We start from the raw sequence: 21,309 nt of genomic DNA on the forward strand, positions 1-21,309 counted from the left end.
TAGCGGATTAAGTCCCGTGCTCCGAAAAGCCGTGAGCCCTCTCCTGCGAGCGGTAAGCAAAAAGCGCGATGCGGCTGACCGATCTGACCTGTTCTTTGCGACAAGCCGAGGTCTCACCATAGACTAGAGCTCCCACTTCGGATCCAGGACAACGGCCCCGGCGGACTTGGCTCGCTCCGAGGCGGCGCCAGCGTTTTTCTCCCCAGTGCCTTCACTCGCCGACAGACTTCACAATGCACAGCTCTCTATGAAATTGCTCATTTGCGGCCACGATGCTCCAGCCGGCGCGCTCCCTTGCTGTGGTGGCGGGCAGATCAACTGCCTCGCGTTCTCCTCGCGGCGAGGCGCGGATTATCCAGTCCATGTATTGCCTCCTCACCGTCAAAAAGGCAGAGAGACCCGCCTATCGCGAATTGTTAACGCGTTAGGCCTGTCGGAGCGCTGCAGTCCGCCTGTCGGCATGGAAATTGAACAGCGGCCTTGGATTAGCCGAGATCCTTGCAGTCATCGCAACGCGGCCGTCCAGCCGAACCTGCCTTGCGGTGAGCTTGCTTGATCTTCTTACCGGCGGGACAATTGTCGTGGTCGTGATAGACGTTACGATGGGCCGGCGGATACTCGAGCGAGTCAGTGTGGTAGGGAGCGACTTTTGACATTTCGTCCTCTAATAGCGACGATTGAGTAATGGTTGATAACAATCGAACGTTGACGGTGCAATCAGACACACGGTCCGAAACGTACGATCGTCAGCCGGCTCCTGGACGTCTCGCTCCAAGCCGCAACCTATCCGTCGAGACCCGGCTCGCTTAACCACACATTCAACAGCTAGCTATCTTGAACGATCCACGGTACAAACGAGATTATTTGGTGATCCCATGCTGGACGATGAGTTTAACAGGCAGCGGGCTCGTCTGGTTCGCGAGCTTGCCGATCGGGCCGACCCGTTTATCAAGCGGCGGCTCTTGGATCTTGCGTCCCGGTACGAGCAGCCCCGGAAGACCAAACCGCTGGTGCTCCCCTCGATAAACGTCGAGAAGCATCTCGACCATGGGGACGATGGCTAGGAGCGTGCGCCAAGTAATCCGGTCCCGCTCTTACTCCTTTTTGGCATTCTTCTTAAGGCTCGGCTTCGGCCTCGACGTGTTCAAGCGCGGCTTTTCGCGTGTCTTCGTTGTCGATCTTCGAGAATGCACGCAATGACCTGAGTGCTTGCAACTTTCGCAGCGTGGTCTTCATTCTATTCTTCCACCGGTGTTATATCCGAAGGCGGAGGAGAACGTCCCTCGATTTCGGCTTGAATTGACACTCTAAGTGTTTCACGTCGTCGCCTCTGACGATGATCGACACGGATGTCAGGTGCGGGGCATGCAGTTGGCCTCTTCCGGTCGGCATGATCCTGTCCGCCCGGCCAGGTGACAAGCTTGGCCCAGGATCGGGCGTTAGTGCGACGGACCATCAGATCGTTACGTCGTGGATCAGTTGATTGCCGGTCGAGTTGGCGATGCCGCCGTTCGTAGCTCCGGTGAGGGCTTTACCTGATCAACGTGCTTTCGACGTTAAGGGCTCCGAGCTGCGGGAACGCGCCGGGCGAGAACTTGCCGCGAAATCAATGCCGATGATTGCTGTTTGTCGGCCGGCTCATCTCTTTGTCCGTTTAGATCCGATCAGCCTCTGGATCATGCCGAAATGGAGTGCCGCTCAATTGCGACGTTCGCCGCGTCGATCACTCGATTCTTGTTCGGCCGGCCCGTGCTCGACATCTCTCCTGAAATCCGGTTCGGGCAGTTGCTCGTGGACTTGGATAAAAGATGATTGGGCGGACGACGATGCAGCCCCGGCATAGTAGCGCCTGGTCAGCGGCATCAGAACGGAACCGAAGAGCAGACTCAACGTCGTCACGCCCAACGTCCTGAAATTCATCCAGGCATCCGTGGTCTGAGTTCGCCAGATGACCTCGTTCAAGATCGCCATGACTGCGTAGAACATTGCCCAACAAAAGGTGAGAATACGCCAACCCTCCGTTGTCAGATTGAAGATGCGATCCAATGTCACCACGATGAAGGAGCGACCAAACAAAAGTCCGCCACCGAGAAGCGTCGAAAGCAGTCCACTGACGATGGTTGCCTCGACCTTGAGGTACGTATCGTCATGCAACGCCAGCGTCAGCATACCGAACGCCAACACGGTGACGCTGGTGATCAGCGATGTGATCGGCATGTGGCCCTTGACCACGAGGGATGCGATCCCTGCTAAGACAGTTGCGACCATGAATGCGGCGGTAGCGGCAAAAAGTCGACATTTAACGTTCACAACATGGAGGACGATCAGCGGACCGAGCTCGGTTGCGAAGTCGAGCATCGTATTCGGTTCGTTTTGTCCATCACCGGCGCTGGCTGACATTCTCTGACCCTTCTATTCACCTTCTGGACCGCTAAGGTTGAGGATGTACAATCTGACGCGGCGTGAGCTTCAGGCCCCCTTCGAAGCCGATCCTCTCATGGCATGCTTGCGGTAGCCGCAGCCTTGGTTCAGGGCGGTGCTTGCTTCGTTCAAAACAGCATCACCAAGTCGCCCGATGATATAGAGGTCTATTCGGCGCGTTCGGCATCGATGCACTCGATCGTCAGAGCACAGGACACTGCCAATCATCCACTGAGCCGCCGCGCATTCGACGGCTCGCAGATGGCCCCAGTCTGCCACCCGCGATATCGGGCAGCAGCGGAGGTATAATCATGATTGTCTCGCTCCGCGAAGCGCGAACTTGACGACTTATCGCTGGCTCAGAGCTGTTCTCACGACCGGGCGGCCGCTTCACTGACGAAGCTTAACAGGCGCCTTGTCGAAAGTGTGCAAGTAGTCGATTATATCGGAAGCTGCCTGTTTATCCTTCAGTCCAGTGAAAGCCATCTTATTGCCAGGAACCTTCGCCTTCGGATCGAAGATGTATTCGGCGAGGTCCATCTCGGTCCAAGTGATCCCAGAGTTCTTCATGGCCTCCGAGTAGTTGTAGCCCTCGACCGATCCCGCTTTCCGTCCGATCAACCCGTTAAGGGTTGGACCGATGGTGTTCTTAGCGTTGTCGCCCACCTGGTGACATGCCTTGCAGGCATTGAACTTCACTTCTCCGCGCGCCATCATCTGGGCGCTCACCTGCCCAATTCCGGCGGCAAAGAGCAGAGTTGCGAGAACGATCACTTTCATAACTTATCCTTTCTTCACCGGCCTGACATGGAGAGGGCTGGTTTGTCGCCAAACCTACAACTTGACGCAACGTAGGATTCAAGCCTGTTCTAACCGTTCACGAGTCGTTTGAGCCCGCTCAAGCGAGGTGAGAACCGGCAGGCCATGACAATCCCGCGTGATAAATGGCTCGAGCTCAGCTGGACGTGGGTGTCCTGAGCGCCCACGACTTGGTGCTGCTGCGCCGAGCCAAAAGAAAATGAGCGGCCCGCGCCGTCGCGCCTCCGGGGAAAGACGGCTGACGCCCTAGCTATTTTGGGAGCACAGTTGCCTCGAGCTCAGGAAGCGGCTGCGAACAAAGCCCGTTCAGTAGCGCACTGGAGCCGATCACACTGGTCGATCGATCCGGGTTCGACCACGTGTGGGAGCTCTCACTTCCTGCAGAAGTAGTTCCACTCGTCGACGAAGGCCCTTGCGGTCGTTTCGGAGTGCACAGAGAACTTCTGAAACATCCATCTCGCGCACACAATTTGCCTTGCATCTCTCAACTGGCAATCACTTCTGAATATGAATGGAGACCGCGCTCTCAGGACTTCGGCGGGCCCACTCGCATCAATCGGCGCTGCCCGTCGCCAAGCAGCTGCGCCCGCCCCCTCAGTAGCGGCGGCTCGCCGTCCAATCGACATTACCGACTAAGGGATCATCGCTGTCTCTTGGATTTTGTGATCTGAACACAGTTGAGCTCCGCATTGACCCGACGCAGCTGGAATTGCTTAATGTATGAATTTGAGCGATTTTCGCTATCCATCGTAACTCGCGTGCTCGTCTAGCCAGGTTCTGGAAGCGTGCACGAATTCCTTCAGATCCTGGCGAGTAAACTCGGAGGCCGCTATCTGCGATGGGCGCGGCGAACGACTTCCGTCGCAATCGCGACTGTGGCTTGGCGACATGCCGGCTCTCTCGACCACTTGCAGAAGCCGATCACCAAATTCTCCAATCCCTGCTCGGTAAAATCAGACAGACGAGCGGCGCGACGCGTGACCTCTCCAGCAAGTGCGAGCGCGGCCTGGCAAATGGTCGCTTCTTCAGGCCACTTGCTGAAACCGTTCACCAGATTAGCAAGATCCTGCGGAATGCAATCAGAGAGGCGATCAGCGCGACGAAGGACTTCACGAGCGAGTTCGACTGCCGCTTGGCATAAGGTCGCCTCGTCAGGCCACTTGCTGAACGCGTTCACCAGATTAGCCAGCGCCTGCTCAGCATAGTCAGAGAACTGAGCAACATCAGAGCGAAGGACGACTTGCGCGAGTGCGACTGTCGCTCTGCGACAGGCTTGCTCTTCAGGCCACTTACTGAACCCGTTCGCCAGATTTGCCAATCCTTGCTGGGTACAATCCGATAGTTTGGTGGAGTGGCGAAGAACCTCCTCAGCGATCGCAATCGTGCCTTGGCGAGGAGCCACCTCGTTGGGCCATTTGCTCAAACCGTTGACCAGATTCGAAAGGTCCTGCGGCGCTAGATTGGACAGCCAACCGGTACGGCAGAGGGCCTTACTCGCAATCTCAACTGTCGCGTCACGCAAGACTGCCTCTTCCGGCCACTTGCTGAAGCCGTTGACCAATTTGGCGAGCTCTTTCTGATTGAAATTGGAAGGCCAGACGTCATGGCGAACGAGATCGCTCGCGATCGCGACCGTGGCTTTCCGAAGTTCGACCTCTTCAGGCCACTTGCTGAAGCCATTCACCAGGTTTGTTAGCGCCTGTTTACCAAATTGAGAGAGACGGGGACGGCGAATGACCTCGCGCGCAATCTCGATTGTTGCTTCCCGAGCAGCCGGCTCTTGCGGCCACTTACTAAGACCATTCACCAAGTTGGCCAATGCCTGCTCAGTATAGTGGGACATTTGAGCGGCCACGATTTCCCCGGCAAGTGCGACTGCCGCTTGGCAACAAGCCGCCTCTTTCCACCACTTGCTGAAGCCGTGCACCAGGTTGGTCAGTGCCTGCGGAGTGTATTGTGAGCGTCTGGCATCATGGGGGTGAAGGACTTGCCGGGCAAGTGCGACCGCGGCCTGCCGACAGGCAGCCTCTTCTGGCCACTTGCTAAAACCATTCACGAGGCTCGCGAGGTCCAGCTGATTGAAATTGATGCTTCGGGTGGCTCTACGATCGATCTCACCCGCAATTGCGATTGTGGCTTGCCGAGAGCTTTCGTCCTCCGACCACTTGCTGAAACCATTCACCAGGTTCGCCAAATGCTGTTGGGTATATTCAGAGAGCTCGATGGAACCATGGAGAATCTCAGCGGCGATCATCCCTGTGGCTTCGCGCGCGACCGCCTCTTTCTCCCATTTGCTGAAACCATTCACCAGGTTTGCGAGTCCCTGCGGAGCAAAATCCGAGAGGCGACCGGGGCGATCCGCTCGGCGGATGACTTCACCTGCGATTGCGACCGCAGCCCGACGGCAAGCTGCTTGTTTCGGCCACTTGCTGAAACCGTTCACCAGCGACGCCAGACTTTGACTGTTCAATTCCTGAAACGCAACCCCGTGATCGCCGCAGAATTCGGCCAACCGGACTGTTCCATTACAGCATTCCGTCACCCTGAAGTGCCGACTGAAAGACGATGCGAGGAGCGAAATGGCCCTAAATCCGACCTTCTTGATCAACGCATTATCAAGCTGCGACACGCGAGCAGCAATGCGCTCGCAGGCTCTTATGCCAGCCTCACCTCCGCCCGCCCGGCTTATCGCATTGCAGGTGGTGGCGTAGTCCCACGATTTCCCAGCGAGGATGTTTTCCTCGAAGCATTCTACAAATCTAAGTTGGAACTGCAAAGCTGCCTTTTGCAGGAACGCTGCTTGATCCGCCTGCCGAAGCTGCTTTGCGTGCTTGAGCACGGCGATTGAGAATTCACGTATCTGATGCGAACGATCAATCTCGGTTAATGCTGCGTCAAGTGCCGACATCTGCATAATCATTCCTGGGTTCCGCCGCAGGCGCTCGCGTCTATGAAGAGGAATGCTGATCCGCACGGTCCAGCATCAGGGCATGTAAAGTCCCATGCAGCCGGAGCTGCATTTATTTGCAGTTCGCGTTGTTTGTGGCCGCGACGCCCAGAAGGTAGACAATGAGACTGAGAGTTGGGTCGCCGAGCATTCTCCCCCTTCACATCATCCGCCGATCTCTTGGCACGTTCCCCCGATGATCGTTTGTTGCTCGGAGACACCGAGACTTACGCCGTGGCCGCTCACATTCCGCTTGCCGATGGCACGATGCGCTCCGGCGAGATGACTTATGATTTTCCGAGCCTACAACCTGACGCTGCGTGAGATTCAAGCCGTTTTTGTTGATCTGGCCTTGAACGGCACCGTCCGCGATCTAAGTGACATCATCTCAGCGATCGGCTTTTCCGAGCTGCTCGTTGGCGCGCTCGCACACCGCCATGCATCAGATTAAACTCTCTCCAAGCAACATCGTTGTTGAGATTTCACCTGCACGGCTGGTCTCGCGGACAAAGAGGAACCTGTCTTGCAGTTCGCGCGCACCACGACGCCTGAGGCTGCTAGGCAGCTATTTGTGCCGTTACAGATTGCGCAGACACCGTCCGGCTCGACGCAAGAAGCCCAACCACTTTTTATGTCAATTGAAACCGGTTTGGCTGCCCGCCAAGAAAGTGGGAATATGAACACGTCACCATAGATATTGAGGGGCCGTTCGATTACTGAAGGACGTGCGGCAGCAACGACCGCCAACGTGCGCGAAGTCGAAGATTCGTCGGCACAAACTCTAGCGCGCATCGCGCGCAGCGCCTTTCAGGCACTCTGGCTCAGGGATGAGATGAAATGGACATATGCGCCGAGACTGGACGCACAGTCCTGGCCGCGACCTCTGATTGGCCCCTGCACGCCATTCCAGCTTCGCGCGTATTGGCGGATGCTGGACCGGCAAGCGGCACGAAATGCGACGAGAATAGGATTAAGCCCAAGATCGCTAACTTGTCCGAAATCGATCCGAAGCGCGTAGCAGTCTTCTCTACCGGCGGGATGCGACAAGACAGCGATATCGTGTTCGCCGATCTCCCCAAACTTCTCGCGCACCAAGACCGAGCGCCGCGATGGCTTCGGTTCACGCGGATCTGCCCCGGCCCTCCGCCTGGAACGTGAGGCAATCCGCGAGACTGGTACGGAGTTTCGACATCAAAAACGTAAAGAACGCGAATGCGTCTATTCTTCAATGTAAGGCGGCCAAACGATCGCCGGCATATGCAAAATCCAACCGAAAATGTTCATTTTTACAAATCCTGCCTCAAAGTCCCCGCGGGGCTTTCCAGCTGACTGGAATCCAACGCGTGACTTGGTAGGCGCATCGATAGTCTTCCCCGGCTCGTCGCCCGGAGAAACGAACGCAATGTCAAGCCCGCCCGCGTCAACTGGATGCTCACAACCGAGAAGGCGCGCGTAAAAATGGCGTGCGCCGTCCAAGCCCTTCAGCCAAATCAAGTCAATTTCAACGATTCAACTGCTCAGTGCCGCGGTTCTAGTCAGCTTCTCGAAAGCTAACCTGCCTACATTCGACCTTGGTCTGTAGACGCAAATGCCGGCGATGACTGAGCTTGGTCGCGAACCCAGGTAGGCGATGAGCCGATCGGCAAGAGGCTTTGTCGCTTATAAGAGCAAGGAAAGCCCCATGGAATCCAATCGGATAAACGGTGCCGGCTCGCGCGGGCCGGAATTTTGGGACGTCAGCACACAGGAGAATCATGACTTATTTAGCCAGACTGTGAATGAAATCAGGTCATCGTCCGCCGCACCTGTAGCGGCAAAGCCTCCGATTTGGAGTTCGAGCGCTCCGTACGGGAACTTCTCGCGCAACGGGTATTCCTGGAACAACGATGTATGGGGCGCTGGCGCTGGGCATCAAACGATTTCGGTGCGTGACTCGAACCAGTGGAGCGTATGGTCGAACCAGCCGAATACGAAAGGCATCAAGAGCTATCCGCACGAGTCCTTCAATATCGGGAAACCGCTCAGTTCAATCAACACTCTGAGCTCGAACTTCAATCAGGAGGTTCCTGCTGGTGGCGCTTGGGACGCCGCCTACGATATCTGGGGCAACTCAAACCAGCAGGAGATCATGCTCTGGACAAACTACACCGGAAACTCGGACGGTAGCGGCAACGTAAAGCCGATTTCATATCACTATGCCCCTTCCGGGGCAGCGATCCCGGTTTACCGCAATATCAATGCAGGCGGGGCGACTTGGAACGTGTTTGAGGGCTTCAATGGTCACAAGGTCATCTCACTCCTGTGCACTTCGAAGACCAACAGCGGGACAGTAGACATCAAGAGTATCCTGCAGTGGATCAAGTCGACGGGCTATTTTGGCGACATAAACGTCGGTAGCGTCCAATACGGAGTCGAGATCACCTCCTCTCCTGGGGGAATGAACTTCAATTTCAACAACTGGACCGTGACCTCGAAGTGAAGATCCGCGTGCCGGAGATGATCTGAAGGGCACCAGCCGCAAACGGTTCGAACGCCTTGTTATGGAACATAAGCCTGCCTGGATACTCCGCCTCTGGGTCGACAGCGTATCCGAGCGCTTCGAGCCGAATTTTAGTTCCGCTCGGAATGAGCTGGTCCGGCTTTCATACTGAGGCGTGGGAAGGCCGCCAGCACCGGCGGGCGCTCCATCACTGCTTCCGACATCGGCAGGATAGGGCCCTCTCGCCCGCAAGACGCCCTTCTGCACGGCCGCCGAGTTTGAGGCCATCGGTTGCGCGACGGTCATTGGCCAGTGTCCGCGTTGGGGGTGCCAGCAGGGTGCAACAGACTTTATGCCGCTATTTCACGTGATGGCGACGCGCACGAGATTGTCGAAAGCATGCAGAAGCGCGCAGAACTCTATGCGATCGTTGGGTTTGCACCACTACAAGTCACTCTATTCTTCGGTTGTACCGAGCATCATTCCCGTCGGGATGCCGCAACAACCATAGTTTCTGAGGGTTGACGCACTCCCTCCGTTGCAGGTAATCGAAACCGTTGAGGTTCTCCAGATCACGATTGACCTGGAGCTAAGAGGGAAGCCGGTGCGCAGGTTCTTCGGAACGAAGCAATGCCGGCGCTGCCCCCGCAACTGTAAGCGGCGAGCCATCGTCCATTTCAGCCACTGAAGCGCAAGCTTCGGGAAGGCCGGACGATAGCTAGGACCCGCGAGCCAGGAGACCTGCCTCGGCAACATTAACGTCCACGGGCGGGGTGTCCCGGTGGTGCGGTTGCGACCCGTTTGCGCTCAACGCGCCTTGCGGAGTCCAGACGTGTCACCACGGCCTTTGCCCCCATTTGGGGTTAAGCCAATGTCCTCTACATCTATCTCCTCACTTGCGGTCGCAACTCTTGGTACGGCGCGCATCGGTCCACGCCGCGAGCTCAAGCTTGCGCTCGAAAGCTTCTGGTCCGGCACATCGGACGAGAAGGCATTGATCGAAGCCGGGATCGGATTGCGCACCGCCAACTGGGCGCGGCAGAAAAAGCTCGGTGTCTCGGTGATCCCGTCGAACGATTTCTCGTTCTACGACCAGGTGCTCGACACCTCGGTGATGGTTGGAGCGATTGCCCCGATCTATGGCTGGACCAGCGGCTCGATACCGCTTGCGACCTATTTTGCAATGGCGCGTGGCACCCAGGGTGATGTCCAAGGCGACCCGCACGATGCGTCCCGCGGCAACGCCCATCATGGCCAAAGCGTGCCGGCGCAAGAAATGACCAAGTGGTTCGACACCAACTATCACTATATGGTTCCGGAACTTGCGAAGGATCAGCAATTCCGTCTCGTCTCGCGCAAGCCGATCGAGGAATATGAGGAAGCCAAGGCGCTGGGCTACCAGACCCGACCTGTGCTGGTCGGTCCCGTCACCTTCCTCAAGCTCGCCAAGAGCAAGGATGCCGGCTTCGAGCCGCTGTCGCTGCTGGACCGACTGCTGCCGGTCTATGCCGAGGTGCTGCGGGAGCTTGCCAGAAGCGGCGCGGAATGGGTTCAAATTGACGAGCCCTGTCTGGTGCTGGATCTCGACGAGGCAGCTCATGACGCGCTGCGGCGTGCCTACGCCGAAATCGCCAGGGCTGTGCCGCAGATCAAGATCATGCTGACGAGCTATTTCGGCGGCCTCGGCCAGAACCGCGACACGGCGTTCGCGCTTCCCGTGGCCGGTTTGCATTTCGACCTGGTGCGCGCGCCCGAGCAGCTCGACGACCTCGCTCGCCTGCCCACCGACCGCGTCGTCTCGCTCGGTGTGCTGGACGGCCGCAACATCTGGCGTGCCGATCTGAGCAGAATTCTCGACCGGCTTGAGCCAGTCGTCGCAAAGCTCGGCAACAACCGCGTGCAGATCGCGCCCTCGTGCTCGCTGCTGCATGTACCGATCGATCTCGCGCTGGAAGTCAAGCTCGACGCCGAGGTGAAGAGTTGGCTGGCCTTCTCCGTGCAGAAGATCGAAGAGCTGGCCGCGCTCGGCAGGTCGCTCGCAAGCGGGCGCAGGTCGATCGCAAAGGACTTGAAGGCATCCGACGCCGCCGCGTTAGCGCGCAAGACCTCGCCGCGCATTCACGACGCGAAGGTGGCAAGCCGTATTGCCGGGATCGACGAGGCAGTGCGCCGGCGCGCCAGTCGGTTCGAGAAACGAGCCGAAGTGCAGCATGCGCGCTTCAACCTGCCAGCTTTCCCCACGACGACAATCGGCTCCTTCCCGCAGACCCAGGAAATCAGGAAGGCGCGCGCCTCGCACGCCAAGGGAGACCTGAGTGATACCGCCTACAAGACTTTCCTGCAAAACCAGACGGCACGCACCGTGCGCTGGCAGGAAAGCATCGGCCTCGACGTCCTCGTCCATGGCGAGTTCGAGCGCAACAACATGGTGCAGTACTTCGGTGAGCAGCTCTTAGGATTCGTCTTCACCGAGAACGCCTGGGTGCAGTCCTACGGCTCGCGCTATGTCAGGCCGCCGATCCTGTTCGGCGACGTGTCCCGTCCGAAACCGATGACGGTCGAATGGTGGCAGTATGCGCAGTCGCTCACCACAAAGCCGGTGAAGGCGATGCTGACCGGCCCGGTCACCATCCTGAACTGGTCCTTCGTCCGCGACGACATTCCGCGCAGTCAATCCTGCCGCCAGATCGCGCTCGCGATCCGCGACGAGGTTACAGACCTCGAGGGCGCCGGCGCTGGCATGATCCAGATCGACGAGGCCGCCTTGCGCGAAGGCCTGCCGCTACGGCGCTCGGAGTGGGCGACCTATCTCGACTGGGCGGTCGAATGTTTCCGCATCTGCTCGTCGGGTGTCCGGGACGAGACCCAGATCCACACCCATATGTGCTACTCGGAATTCAACGAACATCATCGACGCGATCGGCACGATGGATGCTGACGTGATCTCGATCGAGACATCGCGATCGAAGATGGAGTTGCTGGACGCATTCCACAACTACCGCTATCCGAACGAGATCGGACCCGGCGTCTACGACATCCACTCGCCGCGTGTGCCTGAGGTGACCGAGATGGCCGCGCTGCTCAAGCTGGCGCGGCAGCGCCTGTCCGACGACCAGCTCTGGGTCAATCCGGATTGCGGCCTGAAAACTCGTAAATGGGACGAGGTCCGACCGGCGCTCGCCAATATGGTTGCGGCCGCGCGCGAGCTGCGGGCAGCAGGCTGATCTCAGGGAGGCCGCCGATGCAATTCTGGATCAAATGCACCCGCTACGGCAACGCGGAACCCTACTATGTCAATATCTCGCTCGTTGGCGGCATGTCGCGCGAGCGCGACAAGACGATCCTCGAATTCGTCGGCGCTCAAACCATCGAGGTGAACGAAACGCCAGAAGAGATTCTGGCGCTTCACATCGGTACGTCTGCCGGACAACGCATCTGACTCGCAGGGCTGGAGCATGATCGTCTGAGGCCGATTCGATTGGGTATTCCCGGTGGGTTCTGATTCAAGGTGCCGACCGGGCTGGAGGCCAGCATCGCGTGGGGCAAACCTATTCGCTCCATTTGGACGAGATGGGCGTTGCCGCCCGCGCTAAGCCAGTGCGGTAGTCTTTCGCGCCGCATGCGCTGTCGTCGAACAGGTGACGCTAGTCAACACCGGCGGCGAGCAACGCATCGCGCCTTCAAGTCCGTGGTCCGGCGAAGGGGCGCGATACGTCGCATGCGGCCAACCAACATAGGCGGATCCCCATCGGAAGTAGGTTTCCGTTTGGCAGCGCATGGCGAAGAGTTTTCCGCACATTTTGCGCCACCAGGCTTTTGGCTTAGGGGCTACTACAAGATTAGGTAGATGGCTAAAGCCAAATTGAGGCCCTAGGGTCCGGCCGCGTTCCCCGCCTGTCATCATATCATCGACGAAAGAAAGTGAATTCGGCCTTTTGGCTATGTTCCGCCATCCGCAACAGCGCAAACGCCTGGTCGGCGATCCATCCCTGGTGGACAAGGCGGTGGACGAAATCCTGCGCATGTACCCGCCGGGCGCCGGCTGGGACGGCATCATGCGCTATCCGAGGACCGATGTGACCATCACGGGCATGCATATTCCCGCGGAGAGCAAAGTGCTGGTCGACCTGCCGGCGACGTCGTTTGATCCACGCCATTTCGGCGTCCCGGAAAACTTCGACATCGGACGCGACGAAAATCCGCACCTGGCGTTCTCTTACGGACCGCACCACTGCATCGGCGCAGCGCTGGCAAGGCTCGAACTCAAGGTCTTGTTCGGTTCGATCTTCCAGCGTTTTCCTGCGCTGCGCCTGGCCGTGGCGCCCGAAGAACTGAAGTTGCTCAAGGACATCATCACTGGTGGGTTCGAGGCGTTTCCGGTGCTCTGGTGATGCGCGGACGCCACCGGGTATCGCGATCTTCTATGCAATTTACCAGCGCGCGCTCCCGTCAGATCAGCCAGCCAATTGGTAACCAAAATGGACGTGCAAGAAGCCACGGCAGTATGTCAGGACGCCTTCGCCGAACTGGCGTCGCCAGCGTGCCTCTACGACCCGTATCCGTTCATGCGGTGGTTGCGTGAGCACGATCCGGTGCATCGCTCAGCGTCGGGCCTCTTTCTGTTGAGCCGCCACGCCGACATCCTCTGGGCGCTCAAGGCCACGGGCGATGCGTTTCGGGGACCGGCGCCGGGCGAACTCGCGCGCTATTTTCCGCGTGCGGCCACCAGCCTGTCGCTCAATCTACTGGCGTCCACGCTAGCGATGAAGGACCCGCCGACGCACACGCGTCTGCGCCGGCTGATCTCGCGCGATTTCACCATGAGTCAGATCGACAACCTGCGGCCGAGCATCGCGCGCATCGTCGCAGCGTGTCTGGACGGCATGACTCCCGCGCTGGAGCGCGGGGAGGCAGTGGACCTGCATCAGGAATTCGCGCTGACCTTGCCGATGCTGGTTTTCGCCGAGCTGTTTGGCATGCCGCAGGACGACATGTTCGGGCTCGCCGCCGGCGTCGGCGCCATTTTGGAAGGCCTGAGCCCGCATGCCAGCGATCACCAGCTCGCCGCGGCGGACGCGGCCAGCGCCAGGGTGCAGGCCTACTTCGGCGACCTCGTACAGAGCAAGCGCACCGATCCCCGCGACGATATCGTATCGATGCTGGTCGGTGCCCACGACGACGATGCCGACACGCTGTCGGATGCGGAGTTGATGAGCATGCTGTGGGGCATGCTGCTGGGCGGCTTTGCTACCACTGCCGCGACCATCGACCATGCGGTCCTCGCGATGCTGGCGTATCCCGAACAGCGACACTGGCTCAACGGAGACACCGAGGGGGTGAAGGCATTCGTCGAAGAAGTCCTGCGCTGCGACGCGCCGGCCATGTTCAGCTCCATTCCGCGTATTGCCCAGCGCGACATCGAACTGGGCGGCGTGGTGATCCCGAAGAACGCGGACGTGCGCGTGCTACTTGCGGCCGGCAATCGCGACCCGGACGCCTTCGCCGATCCTGACCGCTTCGATCCCGCGCGGTTCTACGGCACCAGTCCTGGCATGTCGACCGACGGGAAGATCATGCTCAGCTTCGGCCACGGCATCCATTTCTGCCTCGGTGCGCAACTGGCCCGGGTGCAGTTGGCCGAGAGCCTGCCGCCGATCCAGGCGCGCTTTCCCACGCTCGCTTTGGCCGAGCAGCCGATCCGGGCGCCCTCCGCGTTCCTTAGAACGTTTCGCGCCCTGCCGGTGCGGCTGCATGCGCAGGGGGGCTGAGATGCGGGCTGAGATGCGCGTCGTGATCGACCAGGATCTGTGCGGAACAAGCGGGCAGTGCGTGCTGACGTTACCGGGCACCTTTCGCCAGCGCGAACCGGACGGCGTAGCCGAAGTGTGCGTGGCGACGGTCCCGCAGGCACTGCACGCCGACGTGCGGCTCGCGGCCAGTCAGTGCCCGGTCGCCGCCATTCGGGTCATCGAAAGCGACGCTGGCGATGAGGAGCGCGCCAGCGCCGACCCCGCACCTTTCCGGCCGAGCTGGAGCGGCATGCCGCGAAAGACCAACGCAATCCGGGAGGACACGATGGGACGATTTGAAGGCAAGGTGGCCGTGGTGACCGGCGCCGGCGCTGGTATCGGCAAGGCATGCGCCCTAGCCATCGCGCGCGAGGGCTGCAAAGTGGTAGCGGCCGACATTGATGGTTCGGCGGCCATCGCTTGCACCGCGCAGATCGCGTCTGAAGCTGGTCACGCGCTGGCCCTGGCCACGGACATCGCCGATGCGCAGGCGGTGGCAGCGCTGTTCGAGACGGCGGAGCGGCAATTCGGTGGGGTCGACCTGCTGGTGAACAACGCGAGCGCCATGCATCTGACCCCGCGCGATCGCGCGATCCTCGACCTGGACCTGACGGTCTGGGATCAGACCATGGCGACCAATCTGCGCGGCACGCTGCTCTGCTGCCGGGAGGCCATCCCACGAATGATCGCCCGCGGCGGCGGCGCGATCGTCAACATGTCGTCGTGCCAGGGGCTCAGCGGTGACACCGCGCTGACGTCCTACGCCGCCTCGAAGGCGGCGATGAACATGCTATCGGCCTCGCTCGCCACTCAGTACGGTCAGGTGCAGATCCGCTGCAACGCGGTTGCGCCGGGTCTCATTATGACCGAGCGTCTCCTCGCCAAGCTGGACGAGCACATGCAACGGCATCTGCGCCAGCACCAGCTCCTGCCGCGCGTCGGCCGCCCCGAGGACGTAGCGGCGCTGGTGGCGTTCCTGCTCTCCGACGATGCTGCGTTCATCACCGGCCAGGTCATGTGCATCGACGGCGGCATGCTGGCGCATGTGCCGACATACGCCGAGGGTGGCAACAGCGCCGCAGCGCGGCCTGCCGGCCACATCGCCGCGGTCACGGTGCCGCACGGCTGACAGACATGCTGCTCAACCCACTGAACCGTCGGCACCGGGTGCGGCACGACATCCCGGTCGCGCCCGGCGCCTTCCCCCTGATTGGACATCTTCCCGCCATCGTCTGCGACCTGCCGCGCCTGCTGCGCCGCGCCGAACGGACGCTGGGCAGCCATTTCTGGCTGGATTTCGGCCCTGCTGGACGGCTGATGACCTGTCTGGATCTGGATGCGTTCGCACTGCTCCGGCACAAGGACGTGTCCTCGGTGGTGATCGAAGAGATCGCGCCCGAATTGTTTAGCGGAACGTTGGTTGTCCAGGACGGCCGCGCTCACCGGCAGGCGCGCGATCCCCTTAAGGCGGCGCTCCTGCCCAAGGGGCTGGCCGAGGCCGGCATCGGCGAGCTATTCGCGCCCATCATCTGGGCGCGGGTGCAGGCGTGGCGGGATCGCGGCAACGTAACCATCCTGCGCGAAACGGGCAGCCTGATGCTCAAGCTCATCTTCAGCCTGATGGGAATCCCCGCGCACGACCTGCCGGAATGGCAAAGCAAGTACCAGCAATTGCTGCAGTTGATCGTGGCGCCCCCGGTCGACCTGCCCGGATTGCCTTTGCGGCGCGGCCGCGCCGCAAGGGACTGGATCGACGCGCAGTTGCGCCAGTTCGTCTGCGACGCGCGCGCGCATGCCCCGCGCACCGGGTTGATCAACGACATGGTCAGCGCCTTCGATCGCAGCGACGATGCGCTCTCCGATGATGTCCTGGTCGCCAATATCCGCCTGCTGCTGCTTGGGGGTCACGACACAGCCGCCTCGACGATGGCCTGGATGGTGATCGAACTGGCGCGACAGCCTGAGCTGTGGGACGCCCTGGTCGAGGAGGCGCAACGTGCGGGCGCGGTGCCGACCCGGCACGCGGAGCTGGCGCGGTATCCGGTCGCCGAGGCGCTGTTCCGCGAGACATTGCGCATGCATCCGGCTACCACGCTCCTGGTGCGTCGCGCGCTGCAGGATCTGCAACTTGGTCAACGGCGCATTCCCGCGGGCACCGATCTGTGCATCCCGCTGCTGCATTTCTCGAGTTCGGCGCAGCTGCACGAGGCGCCGGATCAGTTCCGCCTGGCGCGCTGGTTGCAACGCACGGAGCCGATCCGACCGGTGGACATGCTGCAGTTCGGTACCGGCCCACACGTCTGCATCGGCTACCACTTGGCATGGCTGGAACTGGTGCAGTTCAGCATTGCCTTGGCGCTGACCATGCACAAAACAGGGGTACGCCCGCGGTTGCTGAATGGGGTCGAAAAAGGTCGGCGCTACTACCCGATCGCACATCCGTCCATGTCAATCCGCATCGGATTCTCATGAGCAGGAATCGCATCACATGCCCGGTGTGGCGAGGCAGCGGCGTCGGCGGCTCACGGCTCGCCGTGGCCGTCTCCTGTCGGGTACAAGGACATGAACAACATGCAGACCGGTTCCAGGCTACTTGACCAGCGGATTGGCGTTTGCGCGCTTGGCGGATTGGGCGCGCGAGTGCACGACGAAATCGGCAGGCCGCCGCCGGAGATCTGGATGCAGGACGGCGCAAAGCGCGTCGAACAGGCGCTGGCGCGTCGTCTCTGCGCCGAATACGACGGTGAGACCGAGCTGATGGCGGCGATGCGCTACGCCACGCTGCAAGGCGGGAAGCGCACCCGCGCCTTGTTGTGCATGGCCGCAGGCGCGCTGGCCGGCACCTCATCAGCACGCGTGCTCGACGAAGTCGGCGCCGCCATCGAGATGATGCACGCCTGTACCCTGGTTCACGACGACCTGCCCGCAATGGACGACGACGTGCTTCGCCGCGGTCTTCCGACCGTGCACGTCAAGTTCGGCGAAGCCACTGCGATCCTGGTCGGCGATGCGCTGCAGGCGCATGCCTTCATGATCCTGGCGAGCCTGGAAACGCCGGGCGACCACCGTATCGCGCTCGTGCGCGAACTAGCGCAGGCGGTGTCAGCCGAGGGTGCCGCAGGCGGACAGGCCATGGATCTGTCGCTGGTTGGAAAGCACGTCGAACTCGACAAGATCGTGGCGATGCACCGGATGAAGAGCGGAGCGCTCGTGCGCGCGTCCGTTCGTATGGGCGCGCTATGCGCGATCTCGGACGATGCCGCGCACGCAGCGCTGTACGGTGCGCTCAATCGCTACGGCGACTGTTTCGGCCTGGCGTTGCAGGTGATCGACGACATTCTCGACGCGACAGCGGATACCGCAACGCTGGGCAAGACTCCCGGCAAGGACGCGGCGGCGCAGAAGCCGACCTGTGCGTCGATCATGGGGCTGCAGGCGGCGCGCCAGTTCGCGTCGGATCTGTTGCGCGACGCCGGGGAGACCATCGTCCCGCTGGGGCCGCGTGCGGAACGGTTGGCGCAGATCCTGCAGCGTGCGAACGCGCTTCTGTTCAAGTACACGCCATGCGCATGAGCGCGCCCGTCCGCATGGAGGCCCCCAGTGCCGCTGCGATCGGCAGCGGTGAATGCTGCATATGACCGAGTTCACGGGGCCGATCGCAGCGGTTGCCCAGCACGGCCGCGCTGTCTGCCTCGTCAACCGTCTGCAGAAAGAACATCCCGCGTGAATGCGCTGTGTGAAGAGATCCTTTCCGAATTGCGCCACCTGCTGAGCGAGATGAGCGATGGCGGCAGCGTCGGTCCGTCCGTCTACGACACGGCGCGAACTCTGCAGTTCCACGGCAACATCACCGGTCGGCAGGATGCATACGCGTGGCTCATCGCGCAGCAACAGGCCGATGGCGGATGGGGAAGCGCGGACTTCCCGCTGTTCCGCCATACGCCCACATGGGCGGCGTTGCTGGCATTACAGCGTGCCGATCCTCTTTTCGGCGCTGCCAACGCAGTCCAAGCTGCAACCCGGTTCCTCCGGCGAGAGCCCGATCCTTACGCGCATGTGGTGCCGGAAGACGCGCCGATCGGCGTGGAGCTGATCCTGCCGCAGCTTTGCGGCGAGGCCGCATCCTTGCTGGGCGGCGTGGCGTTTCCGCGCCACCCGGCGCTGTTGCCGCTGCAGCAAGCGTGCCAGGTCAAGCTGGGGGCGGTGACGAGGTTACCGAGCGGCCATCCGTTGCTGCACTCCTGGGAAGCCTGGGGGACGTCGCCGACCTCCGCATGCCCGGATGACGACGGCAGCATCGGCATCAGTCCGGCGGCCACCGCCGCGTGGCGTGCGCACGCCGCAATACAAGGGAGCACGCCGCAGGTCGGGCGCGCCGACGCGTATCTGAAGGCGGCTTCTCGGGCGACGCGCAGCGGCATCGAAGGCGTCGTTCCCAACGTCTGGCCGATCAATGTGTTCGAGCCAAGCTGGTCGCTATACACCCTGCATCTGGCCAGGCTGTTCGCGCATCCCGCGCTCGCCGATGCGGTGCGCGTGATCGTCGCGCAGCTCGACACCCGCCTGAGCGTGCGCGGTTTTGGCCCGGCCTTGCACTTCGCTGCCGATGCGGACGACACCGCCGTTGCGTTGTGCGTCCTGCGCCTTGCGGGCCGCGACCCGGCGATCAATGCGTTGCGCCACTTCGAAATCGGCGAGCTGTTCGTCACCTTCCCCGGCGAGCGCAATGCCTCGGTGTCGACCAACATCCATGCCCTGCATGCGTTGCGACTACTGGGAAAACCCGCCGCCGGCACGAGCGCCTACGTCGAGGCCAATCGCAACTCGCACGGTCTATGGGACAACGAAAAATGGCACGTCTCGTGGCTGTATCCCACCGCCCATGCCCTCGCTGCGCTGGCGCAAGGCGAGCCCCAGTGGCGCGACGAGTATGCGCTGGCGGCGTTACTTCAGGCGCAGCGCGACGATGGCAGCTGGGGCGCCGGTTATGCGTCCACATTCGAGGAAACCGCATATGCGCTGTTCGCGTTGCACGTGATGGACGGGAGCGAAGAGCCGACAACGCGCTGGCGCATCGCGCAGGCGGTGGCGCGAGCGCTGGAGTGGATGCTTGCCCGCCATCGGGCGCATGTATTGCCGCAGACGCCGTTGTGGATCGGCAAGGAGCTTTATTGCCCCACCCGGGTCGTGCGTGTGGCCGAACTCGCCGGGTTATGGCTGGCACTTCATTGGGGGCGGCGCGTCCCGGCCGAGGGAGCGGCGCCATGAGCCAGACCGAAAGCGCGCTGCAGCAGGTGCTGGAGTGGGGGCGCTCCCTGACCGGGTTCGCCGATGAGCATGCCGTGGAAGCGGTTAGAGGCGGCCAGTACATCCTGCAGCGCATCCAGCCGAGCCTGCGCGACAACAGCGCCCGCACCGGCCGCGATCCGCAGGACGAAACCCTAATCGTGGCGTTCTGTCGCGAGTTGGCGCTGCTGTTCTGGCTCGACGATTGCAACGACCTTGGCCTGATCGCGCCGGAGCAACTCACCGCGGCGGAGCAGGCGCTGGGGCTCGGCATGCCGTGCGAGCTTCCCGGATTCGAGGGGTGCGCCGTGCTGCGCGCTTCGATGGCCACGCTCGCCTACGATCGTCGCGACTATGCTCAGCTTCTCGACGATACCAGGCGCTATTGCGCGGCGCTGCGCGCCGGACACGCGCAGGCGGCGGGGGCGGAACGCTGGTCCTACGCCGAGTACCTGCATAACGGCATCGATTCGATCGGCTACGCGAACGTGTTCTGTTGCCTGTCGTTGCTATGGGGGCTAGACATGGCGATCTTGCGTACGCGTCCGGCGTTTCGCCAGGTCATGCGGCTCATCTCTGCGATAGGGCGCCTGCAGAACGATCTTTTTGGACGCGACAAGGACAGGTTGGCCGGCGAGGTCGACAATGCGGCCATCCTGCTTCTGCAGCGCTATCCGGGTATGCCTGTGGTAGAGTTCCTCAACGACGAACTGGCCGGCTACACTCGCATGCTGCACCGCGTGATGGCGGAAGAACGCTTTCCCGCGCCGTGGGGACCATTGATCGAGGCCATGACGGCCATCCGCGTGCAGTACTACCAGACCTCGACCAGCCGCTACCGGTAACAGCGCTGCGAGGTGAGGCCGGCATACGCCGGACTGAACTCGCTGGAATCGCGGCGTACGCGCGCTGCCGTCGGTTGGATCCGACGCAATGCCGCCGCCCGATAAGAGCGATGGAGCGAGCATGACCGACACCGCCCCTTGAGACACTCAAAGTAATTAAGACGACATCAATGCCGCTTGCTCCGTGATTTGAATATCCGACGTCTTCTCGGTCGGCTTCTTCTCTGCTTCTTTTGCTGCTGTTTCTTCACCACCACTCTGCGACTGTCGTCTCCGCAACAGCTGCGCTCTGCTCAATCATGGTAATACCCGTCAATCGTCTCAAAACGTGAGTACAACTGTTTCTACACGCCAAGGAACTAGCTGGTCGTGCTCACCAGGCTGATCGCTACACGCGCGGAAGGACGTGATTCTATTTGCGCCTAGCGGCGAACCAACCCTCGCCGCCTGTCATTGCTTGCGGCCAGTCCACTGTCTGCGTCGAGCAAAACTGAATGCGCTGCATTTTTGCCGCTTGTCGGCTCTAAGTTGGAGAATGGAAGCATGCGCCTCGCCCTTCCATTTTGCTTTGGCCAAGCGGCAAGCATCTTTGCAAATTCGGCAGAAGCGCGTTGTGAACTTTTCGACAATAGTAGGCGCTCTCGTCGTGCGCTTCATGCTCGTCGTCGGTCGCAACGCAAGGCCGACCGCGCGAAGTCAAAAATCAGCATCGAGCCTGGAAAC

General features: G+C 61.0%; 14 protein-coding genes, 4 pseudogenes and 1 riboswitch. Of the genes and pseudogenes, 12 read left to right on the forward strand and 6 right to left on the reverse strand.

Annotated features, from left to right (window positions below; translation table 11 throughout):
* Window positions 1-211: 211 nt before the first annotated feature.
* The 6 genes and pseudogenes from RX327_RS32695 to RX327_RS32720 form a co-directional block, all read right to left on the reverse strand.
* Window positions 212-364 carry a hypothetical protein gene (locus tag RX327_RS32695; protein WP_317248322.1) on the reverse strand — a complete coding sequence of 51 codons (153 nt, stop codon included), beginning with the start codon at window positions 362-364 and terminating at the stop codon, window positions 212-214.
* Window positions 365-485: 121 nt separating this feature from the next.
* The gene (locus tag RX327_RS32700) at window positions 486-656 is read right to left on the reverse strand and encodes a hypothetical protein (protein WP_317248323.1); all 171 of its coding nucleotides are present in this window, start codon (window positions 654-656) and stop codon (window positions 486-488) included.
* Window positions 657-860: 204 nt separating this feature from the next.
* Window positions 861-1,049 carry a hypothetical protein gene (locus RX327_RS32705; RefSeq protein WP_317248324.1) on the reverse strand — a complete coding sequence of 63 codons (189 nt, stop codon included), beginning with the start codon at window positions 1,047-1,049 and terminating at the stop codon, window positions 861-863.
* Between the two features lie 757 nt (window positions 1,050-1,806).
* Window positions 1,807-2,400, reverse strand: a pseudogene (locus RX327_RS32710) (inner membrane-spanning protein YciB); the annotation flags it as partial.
* A 411-nt stretch (window positions 2,401-2,811) separates the two neighbouring features.
* Window positions 2,812-3,201 carry a cytochrome c family protein gene (locus tag RX327_RS32715; RefSeq protein ID WP_317248325.1) on the reverse strand — a complete coding sequence of 130 codons (390 nt, stop codon included), beginning with the start codon at window positions 3,199-3,201 and terminating at the stop codon, window positions 2,812-2,814.
* An 868-nt stretch (window positions 3,202-4,069) separates the two neighbouring features.
* On the reverse strand, window positions 4,070-6,160 hold the full coding sequence (locus RX327_RS32720) for a hypothetical protein (protein WP_317248326.1): 2,091 nt from the start codon (window positions 6,158-6,160) through the stop codon (window positions 4,070-4,072).
* A gap of 316 nt (window positions 6,161-6,476) precedes the next feature.
* Here RX327_RS32720 and RX327_RS32725 point away from each other — a divergent pair, with 316 nt between their 5' ends.
* The 12 genes and pseudogenes from RX327_RS32725 to RX327_RS32780 all read left to right on the forward strand — a co-directional run bounded on the left by RX327_RS32725 (window position 6,477) and on the right by RX327_RS32780 (window position 20,586).
* Entirely contained in the window at window positions 6,477-6,638 is a 162-nt protein-coding gene (locus RX327_RS32725) for a hypothetical protein (RefSeq protein ID WP_317248328.1), read from the forward strand.
* 1,230 nt (window positions 6,639-7,868) lie between these two features.
* On the forward strand, window positions 7,869-8,666 hold the full coding sequence (locus tag RX327_RS32730) for a glycosyl hydrolase (protein ID WP_283088339.1): 798 nt from the start codon (window positions 7,869-7,871) through the stop codon (window positions 8,664-8,666).
* Window positions 8,667-9,209: 543 nt separating this feature from the next.
* Window positions 9,210-9,430: riboswitch (cobalamin riboswitch) on the forward strand.
* Between the two features lie 107 nt (window positions 9,431-9,537).
* Window positions 9,538-11,890 (forward strand): annotated as a pseudogene (gene metE / locus RX327_RS32735) (5-methyltetrahydropteroyltriglutamate--homocysteine S-methyltransferase).
* Between the two features lie 17 nt (window positions 11,891-11,907).
* Window positions 11,908-12,105 carry a hypothetical protein gene (locus RX327_RS32740; protein WP_283088341.1) on the forward strand — a complete coding sequence of 66 codons (198 nt, stop codon included), beginning with the start codon at window positions 11,908-11,910 and terminating at the stop codon, window positions 12,103-12,105.
* A 481-nt stretch (window positions 12,106-12,586) separates the two neighbouring features.
* Window positions 12,587-13,057, forward strand: a pseudogene (locus RX327_RS32745) (cytochrome P450); the annotation flags it as partial.
* Window positions 13,058-13,144: 87 nt separating this feature from the next.
* The gene (locus RX327_RS32750) at window positions 13,145-14,434 is read left to right on the forward strand and encodes a cytochrome P450 (RefSeq protein ID WP_317248329.1); all 1,290 of its coding nucleotides are present in this window, start codon (window positions 13,145-13,147) and stop codon (window positions 14,432-14,434) included.
* Window positions 14,435-14,447: 13 nt separating this feature from the next.
* Window positions 14,448-14,573, forward strand: a pseudogene (locus RX327_RS32755) (ferredoxin); the annotation flags it as partial.
* 168 nt (window positions 14,574-14,741) lie between these two features.
* Window positions 14,742-15,584 (forward strand): SDR family oxidoreductase, encoded by an 843-nt coding sequence (locus RX327_RS32760; RefSeq protein ID WP_317251374.1) that lies wholly within the window; start codon window positions 14,742-14,744, stop codon window positions 15,582-15,584.
* 5 nt (window positions 15,585-15,589) lie between these two features.
* Window positions 15,590-16,927 carry a cytochrome P450 gene (locus tag RX327_RS32765; protein WP_317248330.1) on the forward strand — a complete coding sequence of 446 codons (1,338 nt, stop codon included), beginning with the start codon at window positions 15,590-15,592 and terminating at the stop codon, window positions 16,925-16,927.
* Between the two features lie 99 nt (window positions 16,928-17,026).
* Complete coding sequence (locus RX327_RS32770) at window positions 17,027-18,028, forward strand: polyprenyl synthetase family protein (protein WP_317251375.1); 1,002 nt, start codon at window positions 17,027-17,029, stop codon at window positions 18,026-18,028.
* A gap of 150 nt (window positions 18,029-18,178) precedes the next feature.
* A complete protein-coding gene (locus RX327_RS32775; RefSeq protein WP_317248331.1) occupies window positions 18,179-19,723 on the forward strand; it encodes a hypothetical protein in 1,545 nt (514 codons plus the stop codon).
* Window positions 19,720-20,586, forward strand: a complete 867-nt coding sequence (locus tag RX327_RS32780) for a terpene synthase family protein (RefSeq protein WP_283088346.1) — start codon at window positions 19,720-19,722, stop codon at window positions 20,584-20,586. The genes RX327_RS32775 and RX327_RS32780 overlap by 4 nt, the downstream gene beginning before the upstream one ends.
* The last annotated feature ends 723 nt before the right edge of the window (window positions 20,587-21,309 follow it).

It is taken from the genome of Bradyrhizobium sp. BEA-2-5 (assembly GCF_032918025.1).
Taxonomy (GTDB): domain Bacteria; phylum Pseudomonadota; class Alphaproteobacteria; order Rhizobiales; family Xanthobacteraceae; genus Bradyrhizobium; species Bradyrhizobium pachyrhizi.